At 37.8% G+C, this 17,557-nt stretch carries 15 protein-coding genes; 11 read left to right on the forward strand and 4 right to left on the reverse strand.

The genetic code is table 11. From position 1 onward, the window contains the following. Nucleotides 1-103: 103 nt before the first annotated feature. The 3 genes from BMW39_RS10710 to BMW39_RS10720 form a co-directional block, all read right to left on the reverse strand. On the reverse strand, nt 104-1,531 hold the full coding sequence (locus BMW39_RS10710; protein ID WP_165569342.1) for a helix-turn-helix domain-containing protein: 1,428 nt from the start codon (nt 1,529-1,531) through the stop codon (nt 104-106). A gap of 149 nt (nt 1,532-1,680) precedes the next feature. Beyond that, nucleotides 1,681-3,207, reverse strand: a complete 1,527-nt coding sequence (gpmI, locus tag BMW39_RS10715) for a 2,3-bisphosphoglycerate-independent phosphoglycerate mutase (protein WP_034975250.1) — start codon at nt 3,205-3,207, stop codon at nt 1,681-1,683. 118 nt (nt 3,208-3,325) lie between these two features. Further along, on the reverse strand, nt 3,326-3,757 hold the full coding sequence (locus tag BMW39_RS10720; RefSeq protein ID WP_034975252.1) for a hypothetical protein: 432 nt from the start codon (nt 3,755-3,757) through the stop codon (nt 3,326-3,328). A gap of 116 nt (nt 3,758-3,873) precedes the next feature. On the opposite strand from BMW39_RS10720, the gene BMW39_RS10725 reads away from it, so the two are divergent. From BMW39_RS10725 to argS, 8 genes are all read left to right on the forward strand, one after another. Further along, entirely contained in the window at nt 3,874-4,206 is a 333-nt protein-coding gene (locus tag BMW39_RS10725; protein ID WP_034975254.1) for a translation initiation factor, read from the forward strand. 230 nt (nt 4,207-4,436) lie between these two features. Then, on the forward strand, nt 4,437-5,609 hold the full coding sequence (locus BMW39_RS10730) for a BaiN/RdsA family NAD(P)/FAD-dependent oxidoreductase (protein ID WP_083391918.1): 1,173 nt from the start codon (nt 4,437-4,439) through the stop codon (nt 5,607-5,609). A gap of 267 nt (nt 5,610-5,876) precedes the next feature. Beyond that, nucleotides 5,877-6,731: a nucleoside phosphorylase gene (locus tag BMW39_RS10735; protein WP_034975256.1), complete on the forward strand. Its 855-nt coding sequence runs from the start codon at nt 5,877-5,879 to the stop codon at nt 6,729-6,731. A 248-nt stretch (nt 6,732-6,979) separates the two neighbouring features. Next, nucleotides 6,980-7,318, forward strand: a complete 339-nt coding sequence (locus tag BMW39_RS10740) for a hypothetical protein (protein WP_034975258.1) — start codon at nt 6,980-6,982, stop codon at nt 7,316-7,318. 95 nt (nt 7,319-7,413) lie between these two features. Continuing rightward, nucleotides 7,414-8,574, forward strand: coding sequence for a M20/M25/M40 family metallo-hydrolase (locus BMW39_RS10745; RefSeq protein WP_034975260.1), 1,161 nt, complete (start codon nt 7,414-7,416; stop codon nt 8,572-8,574). A gap of 270 nt (nt 8,575-8,844) precedes the next feature. Continuing rightward, nucleotides 8,845-10,029, forward strand: a complete 1,185-nt coding sequence (locus BMW39_RS10750; protein WP_034975262.1) for a sigma-54-dependent transcriptional regulator — start codon at nt 8,845-8,847, stop codon at nt 10,027-10,029. A 112-nt stretch (nt 10,030-10,141) separates the two neighbouring features. Beyond that, nucleotides 10,142-11,506, forward strand: a complete 1,365-nt coding sequence (locus tag BMW39_RS10755) for an MATE family efflux transporter (protein WP_034975264.1) — start codon at nt 10,142-10,144, stop codon at nt 11,504-11,506. A 326-nt stretch (nt 11,507-11,832) separates the two neighbouring features. Next, nucleotides 11,833-13,596 carry an arginine--tRNA ligase gene (gene argS / locus BMW39_RS10760; protein ID WP_034975266.1) on the forward strand — a complete coding sequence of 588 codons (1,764 nt, stop codon included), beginning with the start codon at nt 11,833-11,835 and terminating at the stop codon, nt 13,594-13,596. 86 nt (nt 13,597-13,682) lie between these two features. Here the strand turns inward: argS and BMW39_RS10765 are convergent, their stop codons facing one another. Next, nucleotides 13,683-14,576 (reverse strand): hypothetical protein, encoded by an 894-nt coding sequence (locus tag BMW39_RS10765; RefSeq protein ID WP_034975268.1) that lies wholly within the window; start codon nt 14,574-14,576, stop codon nt 13,683-13,685. Between the two features lie 376 nt (nt 14,577-14,952). On the opposite strand from BMW39_RS10765, the gene BMW39_RS19315 reads away from it, so the two are divergent. From BMW39_RS19315 to BMW39_RS10780, 3 genes are all read left to right on the forward strand, one after another. Continuing rightward, nucleotides 14,953-15,108 carry a hypothetical protein gene (locus BMW39_RS19315; RefSeq protein ID WP_165569343.1) on the forward strand — a complete coding sequence of 52 codons (156 nt, stop codon included), beginning with the start codon at nt 14,953-14,955 and terminating at the stop codon, nt 15,106-15,108. A gap of 73 nt (nt 15,109-15,181) precedes the next feature. Beyond that, nucleotides 15,182-16,837, forward strand: coding sequence for a tetratricopeptide repeat-containing sensor histidine kinase (locus tag BMW39_RS10775; RefSeq protein ID WP_034975272.1), 1,656 nt, complete (start codon nt 15,182-15,184; stop codon nt 16,835-16,837). 12 nt (nt 16,838-16,849) lie between these two features. Continuing rightward, a complete protein-coding gene (locus BMW39_RS10780) occupies nt 16,850-17,515 on the forward strand; it encodes a response regulator (protein ID WP_034975274.1) in 666 nt (221 codons plus the stop codon). The last annotated feature ends 42 nt before the right edge of the window (nt 17,516-17,557 follow it).

Raw genomic sequence — 17,557 nt, forward strand, 5'->3', positions numbered from 1 at the left:
CATCAAATCCAACGACAAGGCTTTCAAAATCCTTGATTTTTAAAGTGGAAATTAACTTTAAATAACTGATTTAATATTACTTAAAATTTAAAAACTCAATTTATCAAGTTTGAGATTTCGAAGCTTCACGGATGAAGACGGAAGGTGAGATCCCGGTGATATTTCTAAAAACGGTCGCAAAAGAACTGTGCGAAGCGAAGCCACATTCCTCCGCGAGATAACTTATTTTATAATTTTGATACTCCTTATGATTATAAATTTTTTGACAGATGTAAGCGATTCTCAACTCATTAATGTAAGTATTGAAATTCTTGCCTTTGTATTTATTGATGACTTCGGAAAGATAACTCGTATTGGTTTTCAGCTGTAGGGCAAGACTTGAGATCGTGAGTTTTGGATTGGTAAATTTTTCTGATTCCTCAAATTTCTTGAGTTTGTCCAACAGGTCCTGTTCTACCGAATTAGGAATCTGGAGCGTTACTTCTTTGGGTGTCTTCTCCAGAGATTCTGGCAACCTGCTTTTTTCCGCGTTATCAGATTCTAATTTACTAATGATATTCTCAAAAACCTTCCTTTCCTTTTTTCTGCGATATAGCAAATAAATAATCGCTCCAGCCAGAAACAAACCAAAGATAATTGCTATGACAACGACGCTCTTTTTAGAACTATCTGCGTACGAAATAGCTTCCTTGTAATCTTTCTGCTCTGCATCGATGGCAGAAGAGATTGCCTGCATTTCTTTTTCCTTGGTTGACTTGTCCAGCTTAATATATGCCTCATTGTAGAAAGAATATTGAGATTGGTCTTCCAAAAATTTGTAATTCTGCGAAAGATTATAGTAAATATCAGAAAGAAGACGCTTGTCCAGATTATTTTTATGTTCCAAGACAACCTTCAAAGTATCAATTGCCCTTTGATATTCTTTCCTGCCAGAGTAAACCTGAGACAACGAATTATATATAAAATGGTCAAGCTCTTTGTTATAATTATTTTTAATAGCCAAAGCCTTTTTCAGATAGATCTCTGCAGAATCATTTTTCAGATAATGATAGGAGTTTCCGATATTGTACAAAGAGCGTCTGTGGTTGTAAACAGCCTGATCATCTGGATTTTTCACCAACTCAATTTCGTGTAGAGATTTTTTGTAATATTCGTTAGCTTTTTGATAGTTTTCTTCGTCAAAATCGATATTTCCGATTTCCAGATAAGAGAGTGTTTTCAGAGATCTTTTCTTATCACTTTCTGGCAGTTTATTAATTTGTTTGATGGCATTGTCCAGATAGAATTTGGCTTTATCATTTAAATTGAGTTGCACATATTGGTGAGCGATGGATCCATTCATCCTTGCAATCAGTTCATAATCGTCGGTTTTCTCTGCATATTCTTTGGCTTTGAAAAGCAGTTCGGTCGATTTTTTCAGGTCATTATTTTTGAAATAGGAAACCGCCGAAGAAGCCAATTCCTCACTTTTCTTTTTATTGTAAGCATCATCATTGGACAAAATATTTTGGCCGGATGCTAGACTTACCATCAAAAAACAACAGAAAAAAAATTTGTTGAACATCTTCATTTTATGAATTGACGAAACTAATTTACATCAAAAAAGCCGGCTGTAAAAACCGACTTTCTATTTTAAATTTTCTTTGCCAACCCTACCGCGAGGAAAAGTTATATTTTATTTTAATTGGCTAGAACATTTCCTGTCATCTCTTCTGGAATATCAACGCCCATCACTTTCAAAATGGTTGGTGCAACGTCGCCTAATTTTCCTGGTGTCAAATTCCAAGTATGTTCTTTATCCATCACGATGAACGGAACCAAATTGGTGGAATGTTGCGTGTTTGGAGAGCCATCTGGATTGATCATCACATCCGAGTTTCCGTGGTCTGCCAAGATGAAAACCGCGTAACCATTGTCGTAAGCCGTAGTTGCTACTTTTTGGATGCACTCGTCCACAACTTCCGCTGCTTTGACAGCCGCCGAGAAAACGCCTGTGTGACCTACCATATCTGTGTTTGCAAAATTAAGAACCACAAAATCTGCTGTTCCATTTTCCAATTCTGGAACAATTGAGTTTGTGATGTCGTAAGCGGACATTTCTGGTTTCAAATCGTAGGTTGCCACGTCTTTCGGACTTGGGCAAAGCAATCTTCGTTCTTGAACAAATTCTGCCTCGCGACCGCCTGAGAAGAAAAACGTCACGTGTGGATATTTTTCTGTTTCAGCAATTCTGATCTGGGATTTGCCTGCAGATTCCAAAACTTCGCCCATTGTTTTTTGAAGGACATTCTCATCGAAAACAACTTTTACATTTTGGAAGGATTTATCGTAGTTTGTCAAAGTCACATAATACAGATCCAGTTTTTTCATTCCATATTCTGGGAAATCGTGTTGTGTCAAAACTTCTGTGATTTCGCGACCTCTGTCTGTACGGAAATTGAAGGAAATCACAACGTCGTGGTCCTCAATCTTACCAATCGGAAAATGGTTTTGAATCGCTACTATCGGTTGGATAAACTCATCCGTCACATCTTCGTTATAAGAATCCTGAATCGATTGTACAAAATCTTTGGATTCTTTCCCAACGCCGTTTACCATCAGGTCATATGCCAACTTCACGCGCTCCCAACGTCTGTCTCTATCCATCGCGTAGTAGCGACCAATCAAAGATGCCAGTTTTCCCGTGGTTGCATTCATATGCGCCAAAAGTTCCTCGATGAAGCCTTTTCCAGATTTTGGGTCGCAATCTCTGCCGTCTGTGAAAGCGTGAACGAAGACATTTTTGTCCAAGCCAAACTCGTGCGCGGCGGTCAATAAACCTTTCAAGTGATTGATATGAGAATGCACACCACCGTTGGAAACCAAACCGATGAAATGTACTTTTTTATTGTTTGCTCTTGCGTATTCGAAAGCGTTTTGGATGACGTGCTCTCTGCCTAGACTTCCCGTTTCCACCGCCATATTAAGTCTTACCAGATTTTGGTAAACGACTCTACCGGCGCCAAGATTCATATGTCCAACTTCGGAATTTCCCATTTGTCCGGCGGGAAGACCAACGGCCAAACCACTTGCTTCGAGGGTTGTGCTTGGAAAAGTTTGAAGGGCGTAATCTATAAAAGGCGTTTTGGCTTGTTTGAGAGCGGAAACTTCGTCATTGAGACCGATTCCCCAGCCGTCTAATATTGCAAGGATTGCTTTTTTTGACATTTTGATTTCTTATTTTGTTTATACAAATTTACGAAATGAAAATGCGTTCTAATAAATTTTTGAGGATTTTTTTGGATTGATTAATTTAAAATTCAAATATAACTAAGACCAGCAAAGTCTATTTTTTATATTTAGTAAAAATCAAAATTCCTTCAAAATTCCCTCTTTTTGTTCCTTGTAAAATAATAGAATCTTTATTCATAAAAAGGATTTTTCTATTAAACTTTTGATAATAACCAGTCTTAGTATTTAAGACAGATTCAATAGAAACAGTAGAATCGCTTGTCACAAACCATCTTTCTGTATTCCACATATTATCTTTTGGTAGTAACTCTAATTTACCGGTCGAACTTACATTAATATAATCTTTCATTTTTCCATCACTGTAAAATTCACGAACACGATATGGATAAAATTGATGAGAACTATCAATTGAATAACAATACCATTTTTTTCCTTTAATATCAGAAAATGTTGTGATTATTTTATCTTCTTGTGATTCACACGAAGAAATAATTAGCAATAAGATTAAAAGAGTAAATATTCTCATCTTTTTTGTCTCGTTAAATATGATTTGATTTCAAATTTACATAATCAAACTAATATATTTAATTTCCCAGAATAATAATTATCACTACCTTTAAAACCCTTATTTAAATTGACATAATGGACCTAAGAGACCAACTGAAAAACCTTTTTCCTGGGCACGACGAGCAGGATTTTGAAATGCCAGATGAAGAAAAAGAAAACTTCAAACAGAAAGAACCGCTCGTTTGCAAATTCGAGAAGAAAGGCAGAAACGGAAAACCCGTCACCATCATCGAAGGCTGGGAAGGCGACGACGAAGGCCTGAAAGAAATCTCCAAAAAAATCAAAACAAAACTCGGCATCGGTGGCTCGGAAAAAGACGGCGTCATCATCATCCAAGGCGACAATCGCGACAAAATAATGACCATCCTAAAAGAAATGGGCTACAAAACAAAACGTGTCGGAGGTTAATTTATAAACGATAAATGATAGGTGATAAATGATTTTTGCTATGTGGGTTAAACACAGAGGCACAAAGATTTTTTTCACAATCAATCACTTTTTAAGGCACAAGGAAAATCTTTGATTTTTATTTTTAGCGAAGCTAAACTTTGTGCCTTAAAACACAAGACATTCCTTAAAAAAAACTTGTGCCTTCGTGTAATTTTCAAACCCCTAATCTCCTTAGAAAAAACTGTCTTTTGAAACAAATTCCTGATAATCATATCATCATTATTGGCGCTGGTCCAGCGGGATTGATGGCATCACAAATCCTTGCTGAGAAAGGCTTCAAAGTTCAAATTTTCGAGCAAAACAAAGCTTCGGGAAGGAAATTTCTGGTGGCTGGAAATGGCGGTTTCAATCTGACACATAGTGAGGAATTAGAATTTTTTATCGAAAAATATGATGCGCCGGAAATTCGGGAGATTGTAAAAGGTTTTGATAATAAAAAGGTGGTGGATTGGCTTTCCGATTTGGGAATTACGACTTATGTTGGAAGTTCTGGGAAGATTTTTCCTACTAAGAATTTCAAGCCGATTCAGGTTTTGAAAGCTTGGCTTGACAGGTTGGAGCAACTTGGCGTTGTCATTCATTACGAACATACTTTTATTGATTTTGACGAGAATTTTGTGACGCTTAAACATAAAGAGAACGAACTTAAAGTTGACTATTCAAAATTGATTTTGGCGATGGGTGGCGGTTCCTGGAAAAAGACAGGTTCTGATGCGAAATGGATTGAGATTTTAAAATCCAAAAATATTGAAATCACGCCTTTAGAATCCGCAAATTCTGGTTACAACACAGACTCTAAATTTCATCAACTGCAAGGTCAATATCTTAAAAACATAAAAGTTTCTTTTGAAGGAAATGATAAAATCGGAGAAGTGGTTTTTACAAAATATGGCATCGAAGGCAGTCCGATTTATTATCTGAATCGCTTCACGAGAAAACACGATTTCCCATTAATCATCAATATCGATTTAAAACCAAATCTCTTAGAAGCAGAAATCCTCGAACAATTGAACGGAACTGAAAAGATAAGTCAGGTTTTGAAACGGAAACTAAAACTTTCAACAACCGCGCTCAACCTTCTGAAAACTTTAGACAAAGAAACTTACACAAACATAGAAATTCTATCAAAATTAATAAAGAAATTCCCGATTGAGATTCTAAGCTACAGACCAATCGATGAAGTGATTTCGACTTCTGGCGGTGTTTCATTTTCAGAATTGAATGACAAACTTGAACTAAACAAATTCCCAAACGTTTTCTGTGCCGGCGAAATGATAGATTGGGAAGCACCGACTGGCGGTTATCTTTTGCAGGCTTGCTTCAGTACAGGATTTTGGGTGGCAAATGAGATTTCTAAATAGTTATAATTAAACCACATAGACACATAGTAAACTACATACAAAAAGAGAAAATAGAAATTTCTTAAGACTATTTTTCCTTTCAAAACTATGTGCCTATGTGGTAAAAATATCTTTGAAAAGAAATATAATTTGTTTTTTGCAAAATTAAAAAGCGTCAATCCTTTTGCGGATGGAGAATTTTGTTAACTTTAAAACCTTTTTAATTTCAAAAATTAATGCCTCTTACAATCATTAATTTTTTAATCTTTTAAATTATAAATCAACAATATGATCAACAAATTAGCAGATTCCGAACTGGTCCTAAACGACGACGGAAGTGTTTATCACCTCAATCTTCTTCCCGAAGACCTTGCCGAAAAAGTAATCTTGGTGGGCGATCCGGACAGAGTTCCAAAAGTTTCAAAGTATTTCGACACGATTGAAATCAAAAAGAATAAAAGAGAATTCTACACGCACACCGGAACTTTGCGTGGCGAAAGAATTACCGTGATGTCAACCGGAATCGGGACTGAGAATATCGATATCGTGATGAACGAGCTAGATGCTTTGGTGAATATCGATTTGAAGGCGAAGGAATTCAAGACAGAACATAAGGCTTTGGAACTTTTCCGTTTGGGAACTTGCGGAAGTGTGAACCCGGATATCGAGGTCAATAATATGTTGGTGACAGAAAATGTGGTCGGTCTTGACGGACTTTTGCATTTCTATCAGGATTACGCCTTTGAAAATGAATTCAGCAAAAACTTCTTGGCAAAATTCCCTTACGAGAAAATCAAACCAATGTTGTATTTCTCAGATTGGGCAGAGGATATTTCTGATTATTACGCCGATGCAAAATACAGAGGAAACACCGCGACTTTCCCAGGTTTCTACGCACCACAAGGTCGCCAGTTGAGACTGAAAGCTTTGGACGACCAATTCCTTGAAACATTGAATGACCTTGGCGTTTCCAACTTCGAAATGGAAACTTCCGCGATCTATGGTCTTTCAAAATTGCTAGGCCACAAAGCTTTGACCGTCAACTGTGTCATCGCCAACAGAAGACGTGGAGAATTTGCCAGCGACCACCACGCGTCAGAGAAAATGATGATCGAATGGGTTCTTGAGAGAATCATTAAATAGAAAATGAAATTCGTTTTACCCCAGCCCTAAAGGGAGCCGAATTCCATTAGCGCAAATTTTTACCCTTTAGAGATGGGGGAAAAAAATTTCTTATTACAAAGCAACATTCAGAAATGAGTGTTGCTTTTTTCGTATTTGGTTTTATTTATAATTACTTTAACGTTCGTTAAGATTTTGCGGCATTCAAATTGAATAATTGATAGCATCAAATCAAATTTTTCAATTTTTAACTCACAAAATAAATTATTATGAGCACTCAAGATCAAAATTATAACGACGCAGAAAGAGCAGTAAACAAAACAGAAAACTCATTAGAGAACGCTGCAGACAAAACAAAAAACACAGTCAATGAATATGCTGACAAAGCAAGAAATTACATTGATGAACAAAAAAGGAAAAATGAAGAGCCAACAAGAGACGGCTTCTTCGAAAATCTAAAAGCAAGTGCATCTGAAGCTTGGGAAGACACAAAAGACTTCGCAGAAAAAGCTTGGGACAGCACAAAAGATACAGCCTCTGACGCTTGGGAAAAAACCAAGGATGCTAGCGAAGACGTAAAAGCAGAAGTTAGAAAAGCAACGAATTAGTTTTAAGTTAGTAATAGTTTTTCAAAACGAAAGGAGAAGACATTTATCACGTCTTCTCCTTTTTATTTTATATTTGCACTTTATTAAGATGTAAAATGAAAAACTTACTTTTCTCCATATTATTCGCAGGAATATTTGCAAATTCTCAAACATTCAATCAGAATTACGCCGATGTCAGCAATTTGGTCTCACAAACCAACGTCAACACGTACTTGCAAGAGTTTGAAGGCTTGGGCGTGAAAACCACAGGCTCTACCGCCAACAACAATGCCTACAATTGGCTGAAGAATAAGTATCTCTCTTTCGGATATTCAGAAACGGAAATCACGAGAGACAATTTTACTTACAACGGTAATTCTACCTCCAACCTGATTGTCACAAAAACAGGAACAAAATATCCGAACACCTACATCATCGTTTGTGGCCACTACGACACAATCACCGGAACAGGAACCAATGACAATGGAAGCGGCGTTTCGGTCATTCTCGAAGTTGCCCGTCTTTTGAAAAACGTCAATACCGAGTATTCCATCAAGTTCATCAATTTTTCTGGCGAAGAGCAAGGTCTTCTTGGTTCCGCACATTATGTTTCAAATGTTGTGAACGCCACCAATCCGAAAATGAACATCCGCCTCGTCCTCAACATCGATGAAGTCGGGGGCATCAAAGGACAGACCAACGATACAATCACTTGCGAAAGAGACGAGTCTAGCAATCCTAGCGCCAACAACGCGGCTTCCAATACTTTCACGCAACAATTGATGAATTGCGTCACGCTTTATTCAACTTTGAAGACCAATCTCAGTTACGCTTACGCCTCAGATTATATGCCGTTCCAAGCCAACGGCGAGATCATCACAGGCTTGTTTGAGTACAACGAAACACCTTACGCACACACGGCAAACGATACTTACGCAAATCTAGATCCGGTCTACATCTACAAAATCGCAAAAGCCACAGTCGGCGCGGTCCAACATTTCGCGGTTGCTGGCCAAACTTTGGACACTTGCACGCCAAAAGAGATTGCGATGAGTTTCAGATTTTACCCAAATCCAGCAAAGGATTATCTCCAACTCGAATTCCTGAACAGCAAAACCCAACGTTTCACCTTTACCATCACAGATTTTGAAGGCAAGACCTTGAGCAAGACAGAAAATCAAACCAGAATCGACATTTCATCACTTCCAAAAGGAATCTACTTGGGAACTTTCAAAGTCGAGGATCAGGTGATCACCAAGAAGATCATTGTAGAATAAAATTACCACCTTTTCAGTTCGAAATGATTTGGGCAATTCCCTCGCCTATCCTTTGCCACAGCTCGGGTCGCGCTATCCGCTATTATCTTTTTCTGCCCTCACATTCCCCGGGCCATAGAAAAAGGATAACCGCTACTATCGCTATTGCAAGGCCGTTTTGTTGGAAATTTACACGTTCTCTTTTTTAGAACATTTCTACATTGCAATTTTCAGAATAAACAATCATAATAATTTCGTATTACGAAATCAAAAATTTGTATCTTTGCAACTATGCAAAAAATCTTAATCGTAGAGGACGAAAAAGCAATATCCGGCGTTCTACACAGTATTTTATCGGACGAACTTCCTGAATACCAATTCGAAATAGCCGAAGATGGTCTTGAGGGTTTCAAATTTATAGAGAAAGAAGATTTTGCTTTGGTAATTTCTGATATCAAAATGCCAAAAATCTCCGGAACAGAACTTCTGAAACAAACTCTTGCCATCAAGCCAGAGACGACGTTCATTATGATATCCGGACACGCAGATATTGATACTGCAGTTGGCTGCTTGAGAGAAGGCGCTTATGACTTCATCTCAAAACCAATCGATATCAACAGATTGATCACCAGTGTAAAAAACGCTTTGGACAAAGGCAATCTTCAAAAAGCAAACACAAATCTGAAGCAGGAAAATTCCCAGCTGAAGAAAAAAGTCAATAAAAAATACCAGATGATCGGGCAATCGCCTGCACTTAAGAAGATCCAGGAGATCATCGACAAAGTGGCGGTTTCCGACGCAAGAGTTCTTGTGACCGGACCAAACGGTGCTGGTAAAGAATTGGTAGCTCACGCGATCCACTCCCAAAGTGAAAGATCAAGAGGACCAATGATCGAAGTGAACTGTGCGGCAATCCCATCAGAATTGATCGAAAGTGAATTGTTCGGCCACGTGAAAGGTTCTTTTACTGGCGCGATCAAAGATAAATCCGGAAAATTCGAGCAGGCAACTGGCGGAACTATTTTCTTGGATGAGATCGGTGATATGAGTCTGGTTGCTCAGGCAAAAGTACTTAGAGCTTTGCAGGAAAGCAAAGTTTCTCCTGTAGGAAGCGACAAAGAGATCAAAGTAGATGTCCGTGTTATCGCTGCGACCAACAAAAATCTGGCTAAAGAAATCGAGCAAGGAAAATTCCGTGAGGATCTATACCACAGGCTTTCTGTGATCGAGATCAGTGTTCCTTCCCTTAACGACAGAGCGGAAGATATTCCATTGTTGGTAGAGCATTTCACCAATTCAATTGCTTCAGAAAACGGTTCTGCAGCTAAGAAATTCGATGACAAAGCAATCAAATCATTACAGCAATATGACTGGACCGGAAACATCCGTGAGCTTAGAAACGTTGTAGAAAGGTTGATCATCTTAGGTGCTGATCCTGTGACTGCTGACGACGTTGCTAGTTTTGTAAAGAAATAAACTTAATTAAATATTATATTTAACCGCAGTTTATTCTGCGGTTTTTTTTTGGAAAAAAAATGAGATTCTATGCGGTAGAATCCTTCATTTAAAAATAAAATAAGATAAACAAATGAAATTTTTAGATAAACAATACACACAGCAAGGGCTGAAACTGGCGCTTCCTGTGATGTTGACACAAGTCGGGCAAGTGTCCGTGAATCTCTTCGATAACATCATCGTAGGGAAACTTTTGGGCGCGCAGGCTTTGGCTTCTGTGTCTTTGGGAAATGCTTTGTTCTTTTCCATTTTCGTTTTGGCGTTGGGATTTTCTTTTGCGATTCCGCCGCTGGTTTCTGAGGCCAATTCTCAGGGAAAGCACGACACGATTAATTCGGTTTTCAGACACGGATTTGTCATCAACCTTGGGATTGGGATTTTGCTGATGATCTTATTATTGGCTGGACTTCCATTGATCAAACATATGGATCAACCGACGGAAATCATTCCAGATACGATCAGCTTTTTGAGCATCATGGCATTTACGATGATCCCATTTATGATGTTCCAGACTTTGAGAGAAGTTTCGGAAGGTTTGTCTTTCACGATTGGTGTAACGAAAGCCACAATTATTGCGAACGTCATTAACATCGCTTTGAATTATGTCTTCATCAAAGGCCTTTTTGGATTCCCGGAAATGGGCGTTCAAGGTTCGGCTTTGGCAACGTTGATCGCAAGAATCTTTATGGTGGTTTTCTTATATTTTGTTTTGGTAAAAGAACCGAAAACAAGAAGATACATCAAAGAATTCTCTTTAAAGATTGCAGAATTCAGCAAAGAAATGTTCAACAAAATGTTCAAACTTGGATTGCCAACCGCCTTGCAAATGTTCTTTGAAGTGACCGCTTTTGCAGCTGCCGCTTTCATCTGTGGATTGGTAAGTTCACAGGATATTGCGTCGCATCAGATCGCTTTGTCGATGGCCTCATTCACGTTTAATCTTTGTATTGGTTTCAGTGTCGCATCAACGGTGATGATCGGGAACAAAATGGGCGTAAGAGATTTTGAAGGTTTAAGAAAAATCGGGATCAATAATTTTAAATTGACATTGATCTATATGGGATTTTGTGGCATTATGTTCATCGTTTTCCGAAACGTTCTGCCTCATTTCTTCACCAAAGAAAGTGATGTTCTCGTCATTGAATTAGCTTCAAAATTAATGATCATCGCAGCGCTTTTCCAATTGTCTGACGGAATCCAAGTGACTGCTTTGGGTTGTCTGAGAGGAATCCAGGATGTGAAGATCCCGAGTGTGATCACGTTTTTGGCATATTGGGTTTTCACGATCCCGGTTGGTTATTTCCTTTGTGTGACGATGAAAATGGGTGCATTCGGGATGTGGATCGCTTTGGGAATTGGACTGACAATCTCTGCGATTCTTTTGGTCATCAGATTTTTGAGGTTGAGCAAGAGGAAAGCTTTGGCTGTAATCAACTAATATTTTATCGCAAAGGCGCATTTTTTTATATTGATAACGTTAAAAGTCGCTAAGCTGCAATCTGTGAAAATCTTCGACTCCGATTAGATTGACATTGGAACAAACTTTTGGCGACAAAGTGATATAAGGAAACCAAATCTGCAGCCCGACTTGAACGGAAATCCTTTTTTGCGTGGACTAAAGTTCTATTTAAACTGAGATCGTCTGCAAAAAAGATTGGGAGTGGAAGGCGGAAATAGCTGCCCAAATTTTACCAATTATATAATTTGTGACTTTGTTCCGAAAACATATTTTAAATTTTTAAATTTGCAACACAAAATTCTGAAATGAATATCATACAACATATACAATCAAAAATATCCGAGATCATCCCGAAACTTTATGACGTGGAAGGCGTGAATCTGGATGTTCAAAAAAATAAAACCGAGTTCGAAGGTGATTTTACCATCGTCATTTTTCCATTGGTAAAACTGGCTAAGAAAAGTCCTGATGCCATTGGAAACGAACTTGGAGAAGCCATCAAAAACGAGATCGATTTTATTGAAAGCTTCAACATCGTGAAAGGTTTTCTGAATCTTAAATTGAAAGACGTAGTTTTTGCGGATCAATTGTCTGAACTTCAGGATGATTTTGAAAATGTAACGCCGAAAAATGCAACGGTAATGGTGGAATATTCTTCGCCAAATACGAACAAACCTTTGCACCTCGGACACGTTAGAAATAACTTGTTAGGTTTCTCGGTTGCCGAGATCTTGAAAGCTGACGGTTACAATGTCATCAAATCTCAAATCATCAACGATCGTGGAATTCACATCTGCAAATCGATGTTGGCTTGGGAGAAATTTGGAAACGGCGAAACACCTGAATCTACCGGTTTGAAAGGCGATAAACTGGTCGGAAATTACTATGTTGAATTCGATAAATTATACAAATCCGAGATCAAAGCGATGGTTGCCGATGGCGTAGATGAGGATACGGCGAAAAAGCAAGCTCCAAGCATTATCCAAGCTCAAGAAATGCTCTTGAAATGGGAAAACAATGATCCGGAAGTTCGAAAACTTTGGGCGATGATGAATGAGTGGGTTTATGCTGGTTTCAATGAAACTTATTCCCGATTGGGCGTTAATTTTGACCAAGTTCAGTATGAAAGCAATACCTACATTCTTGGGAAAGATCTCATTCAAAAAGGGCTTGACAGTAGGATTCTTTACAAGAAAGAAGACGGTTCTGTTTGGTGTGACTTGACGGATGAAGGTTTGGACCAGAAACTACTTTTGCGTTCGGATGGAACTTCAGTTTATATGACTCAGGATCTTGGAACTGCGGTTGAGCGTTTCAAAGAAAATGACATTCAGAAATTGATCTATACGGTTGGAAATGAGCAGGATTATCACTTCCAGGTTCTCTTCAAGATCCTGAAAAAATTGGGTTATGAATGGGCAGATCAGCTTTACCACTTGTCTTACGGCATGGTGGAATTGCCGGAAGGAAAAATGAAATCCCGAGAAGGAACCGTGGTAGACGCGGACGAATTGGTCGAAGAAATGATTTCCACTGCAAAAGAAAAATCTGAGGAACTTGGCAAGTTGGAAACGCTTTCTAACGAAGACAAAGTCAAATCTTACGAAACGGTTGGATTGGGTGCTTTGAAATATTTCATTTTGAAAGTAGATCCGAGAAAGAAAATGCTCTTCAATCCTGCGGAAAGTATTGATTTTAATGGAAATACCGGACCATTCATTCAATATACTTATGCGAGAATCCAGTCACTTTTGGCTAAGGCCGAATATGCTGGAAAAGGAAATTTTAGCACTTACGTTCCAAATGAAAGCGAGAAAGAAGTGATCATACTTTTGGCTGAATTCAAAGAAGTTATTGCACGATCTGCTGAATCTCTAAGTCCAGCTTTGGTGGCGAATTACGCCTATGAATTGGTAAAATCTTACAATTCTTTCTACCAAAATAACCCGATTGTAAAACAGGAAGATCTGGATGCGAAACAATTCCGCCTCCAAGTTTCTGACCTGGTTGCGAAGACAATCAAGAGAGCTTTATCAATGCTTGGAATCAATGTGGTGAATAGAATGTAAATGGCTGATGGCGATTGGTTTTTGGCTTTCAATTCGAAAATAAAATTAAAACTCTGCTTCGGTGGAGTTTTTTTTTGTTTCTATATTTATTCTCTTTTTATATACTTATCAAGCATATGTGCTGATAATTCGTGTAGCTCCTTTCCATTCTCAGGATTAACACCATCCGCAGTGAAAAATTCTACCACATTTTGATGTTTCGAATACCAGACACTTTTAATTGAGGTAATTGTGTCTGGCGTTGTGATTTTTTTGAAATTATCTACTAACTTCCTATCGAGTGCAATCAGACCGTTTTTCGTATCGCTGCAATGTGCTTGGATATATTCTTTCCCATCCCAAAACATACATTGCAACTCTTCTTCTTTAGGAGATTCTTCTTTGACATCCTGATCCTTGGGAGTAATTTCACTTTCTTTCCAAGTTACAATTTCTTTTGAAGGAACTCTTGCTGTTTGGTCATCGTTTTTAACCTCTGCGAATTTCACAGCCGGAGTTTCTTCTTTCTTAAAAAAATTATTAGTTAAAAACCCGCCTAAAATTATTAATCCTATCAATCCAAATCCACTTTGTTTTGCTAAAAATTCCTGAAACTTCAGAATTGGATTTGTTGTGATGTTAACGGTAATATTTGGATGTTTTCTTTCAGGATCATTTTCATCATCAATTCTTACACTCACGCTGGTACGAGACGAATCTTGATTGAATTTTGTAAACTGCTCAGTTTTGCAAAAATCTTTATAATCTCTGAATTCTAAGTATTGACTTAATTTATCAAGCGTTTGATTATCAATATTCTTATCCTCATTATCTATCAGAAATGAATCGTAATATCTTACAAAAGTTCTTTCTGATATTTCGAATTTCCACTCATCATAAAAATAGAGACTAAGATACATTGCAATTCCGCTCTTGCTATCTTTCCCCGACTCTCTTTTTCCTTTCTCAAAAATTTCACGAATTAGTAGTTTTTTGGACATAGTTGGCTTTTAGTTCTTACAAAATAGATGATTTTTTGGCACTTTCATTTACGGAAAACCGTATTTCATAATTTCTATCTGTCCATTCGTGTCCAAGAATTGTCTAACATCTGCTTTCATTTCCTCCGCATCTTTGCCTCAGAAATCAGTGATACACAAAACATTACAAAAACAAAGTTACAAAACTGATTTCCAAAAAACAACCAAATAAAACGGAGAGAGATCTCTGGCTTGGGAAGCAGATGTTTCTCTTCCGTTTTTGAAGGTTGGACTTCCCAAAAATTTAAGAAGCGCTTCTTTTTCATCACTGTGTCAACTACTTGCAATCTGTTTTGTGGGCAAGAACACGAATGTAAATTTTTAAATTTTTACGAAAATGCTAAACTTAATTTTAATACTATTGGGATTGGCCTCAAATCCTGCAAGCTCAAATACATCTAACAATGCAGACGGAACCACGACTACCACTTCAGCTCCACAATCCAATCCTGGAGACACTGGAGGAGAAAATGGACAAACACCTAAAAAATAAGACTCATTATTTAATCAAGCGGAAGGTACACCTTTCGCTTATTTTTTATAATTTCGATGGAAACTAAAAAACGTTGAAAAAATTTTCCTTTTTAATACTCATATTGATTTATTCTTGTTCAGAAAAAAAAGTTCCGGAGGCCATATCGACAAATGATCATTACGAAAAAGCTTGGAAATCTCTCGACGAAAAACAGAACACTCAGGCTTTTATCGAGTTTGATAAAGCAAAAAATCTCTTTCTCAAAAACAAAGACAGTCTTGGTGTAGGCAAATGTCTCATGAATATGGCCATCATCCAGGAACAGATGGGAGATAATTTCGGAAGTCAGGAAACTGGTTTGAACGCTCTAAATTTTTTAAAAAAAGAAGATAAAGAAAACGCCGACTACTTGTCTGCAAACTACAACAGCCTTGGCATTAGTTCCATCAATCTCAAGGAGTTTCAAAATGCTATTAGCTTCTACAGTAACGCTATAAATTTCAGCACAAACGAGCTGGATAGGAAAATATATTCCAACAACTTAGCAAACGTCTATAAGAAGTTTAGAAACTACAATGAGGCGATAAAGATCTACAACAACATCCTGGAAGAAACGCCAAAAGATAACATCGAATATGCGAGAATATCATCAAATCTCGCTTTTACAAAATGGCTGCAAAATCCAGATTACAACCCAGTTCCTGAATTTCAAAAAGCTTTAAATATCAGATCTAAAGAAAAAGACGATTGGGGGCTGAATTCCAGCTTTTCGCACCTCGCAGATTATTACACGCACAAACAAAAAGACTCGGCACTGCTGTACGCCGCAAAGATGTATGAAGCCTCAAAAAAAATAAAAAGTCCAGATGACCAAATTGAAGCTTTACAGAAATTGATCCCTCTGGAGAATCAAGAAAACGCCAAACAATATTTCAAGGTTTTCCAGAATCTGAATGACAGCCTGCAGACTGCAAGAAACAAGGCCAAAAATCAATTCGCTTTCATTCGCTACGAAACAGAAAAAAACAAGGCGGATTTTCTAAGGTCCAAGGCGGAAAGTACGCAGAGACAAAACCACATCATCAAACAATATTTTGGACTGGGAATCCTAGTGGTCGCCCTGCTATTAAGCTATCTATGGTTTAGAAAAAGACAAAAGGCACTTCGCCAGGAAAAACTACTAGAGGTCAAAAACACAGAACTGAAATATTCCAAAAAAGTTCACGACCGTGTTGCAAACAAAGTCTACCAAGTGATGTCGGAAGTGGAGAACATCAAGGATCTTGGCAGAGAAACATTATTGGACAAACTGGAGGAAATCTACGAGATCTCACGAGACATTTCCTATGAACAAGAGGAATTTGAAGCAAAAAATTTCCGCGATCAACTTTCCAAAATGCTGGTCTCGTACTCTTCTGATCTAGTGAAAATATTCATCATTGGAAACGAAGATGACATATGGAAAGAAACCTCCCACACGCAAAGGAATGAAGTTTTCTGCATCCTTCAGGAGCTGATGACGAATATGAAAAAACACAGCCAGGCAGACAAAGTTTCAGTGAGATTTACCAAAGAGAACAACGATGTCAAGATCGCGTACACAGACAATGGTATCGGAATCAAACATATTCCTCCAAAAAATGGTTTGCGAAATACGGAAAACCGTACAAAAGCTATCAACGGAACTATTACTTTTGACACAGAAATAGATAGGAACTTGAAAATCAACATTTCATTTCCATTATAAAAAATTACACAAATGTTCAAAAAAATTTTAATTGCAGAAGATTATGAAAGTTTTAATATCTCTGTCCAAAAAGTGGTGGAAGATTTGAAAATATCTCAACCAAAATTTGATAGTTATTGTGACACAGCATTTGACCGAATCAAAATGGCACTCCAGGAAAACGCGCCTTTCGAACTACTGATCACAGACCTCTCCTTTGATGCAGATCACAAAAAACAAAAGCTGGAGACCGGACAACAGCTCGTGGAAGCCGTGAGAAAGATCCAGCCCGATTTGAAGGTCATTGTATTCTCCGTGGAAAAAAGACAAGAGATCATCGATAAACTCTTCAATGATCAAAAAATAAATGCCTACGTCAAGAAAGGACGGGAAGATGTCACCGATCTAAAGCGCGCTATAAAATCCGTTTACAACAATGAGAGGTTTATTTCCTATGACCTAAAAAAACCATCGAAAGACAAAAATGCTTTTGAGTTCTCTACATTCGACACGCAATTGGTTTCCTTACTTGCTAATGGAATGCTGGTAAAAGAAATCCCTTTGTATCTAAAAGAAAAACAGATCAAACCATCCAGCATGAGCTACATCGAAAAGAAATTAAGCAACATCCGGGAATCACTGGATGTCAAAAGCAATGAGCAACTGATATCGGTATGTAAGGATTTTGGAATCATATAGAAAAACAATTAGCTTATATCAAAACAAAAAAAACAACCAGTT

It is taken from the genome of Epilithonimonas lactis (assembly GCF_900110605.1).
Lineage (GTDB): Bacteria > Bacteroidota > Bacteroidia > Flavobacteriales > Weeksellaceae > Epilithonimonas > Epilithonimonas lactis.

Excerpts from the sequence above, each read along its gene's own strand:
- BMW39_RS10740 (WP_034975258.1), top strand. The coding sequence starts at position 6,980 with ATGAGCACTCAAGATCAAAATTATAACGACGCAGAAAGAGCAGTAAAC.
- BMW39_RS19315 (WP_165569343.1), top strand. The coding sequence starts at position 14,953 with ATGCTAAACTTAATTTTAATACTATTGGGATTGGCCTCAAATCCTGCA.
- BMW39_RS10780 (WP_034975274.1), top strand. The coding sequence starts at position 16,850 with ATGTTCAAAAAAATTTTAATTGCAGAAGATTATGAAAGTTTTAATATC.
- argS (WP_034975266.1), top strand. The coding sequence starts at position 11,833 with ATGAATATCATACAACATATACAATCAAAAATATCCGAGATCATCCCG.
- BMW39_RS10710 (WP_165569342.1), bottom strand. The coding sequence starts at position 1,531 with ATGGTAAGTCTAGCATCCGGCCAAAATATTTTGTCCAATGATGATGCT.
- BMW39_RS10755 (WP_034975264.1), top strand. The coding sequence starts at position 10,142 with ATGAAATTTTTAGATAAACAATACACACAGCAAGGGCTGAAACTGGCG.
- BMW39_RS10750 (WP_034975262.1), top strand. The coding sequence starts at position 8,845 with ATGCAAAAAATCTTAATCGTAGAGGACGAAAAAGCAATATCCGGCGTT.
- gpmI (WP_034975250.1), bottom strand. The coding sequence starts at position 3,207 with ATGTCAAAAAAAGCAATCCTTGCAATATTAGACGGCTGGGGAATCGGT.
- BMW39_RS10720 (WP_034975252.1), bottom strand. The coding sequence starts at position 3,757 with ATGAGAATATTTACTCTTTTAATCTTATTGCTAATTATTTCTTCGTGT.
- BMW39_RS10725 (WP_034975254.1), top strand. The coding sequence starts at position 3,874 with ATGGACCTAAGAGACCAACTGAAAAACCTTTTTCCTGGGCACGACGAG.
- BMW39_RS10745 (WP_034975260.1), top strand. The coding sequence starts at position 7,414 with ATGAAAAACTTACTTTTCTCCATATTATTCGCAGGAATATTTGCAAAT.
- BMW39_RS10765 (WP_034975268.1), bottom strand. The coding sequence starts at position 14,576 with ATGTCCAAAAAACTACTAATTCGTGAAATTTTTGAGAAAGGAAAAAGA.
- BMW39_RS10735 (WP_034975256.1), top strand. The coding sequence starts at position 5,877 with ATGATCAACAAATTAGCAGATTCCGAACTGGTCCTAAACGACGACGGA.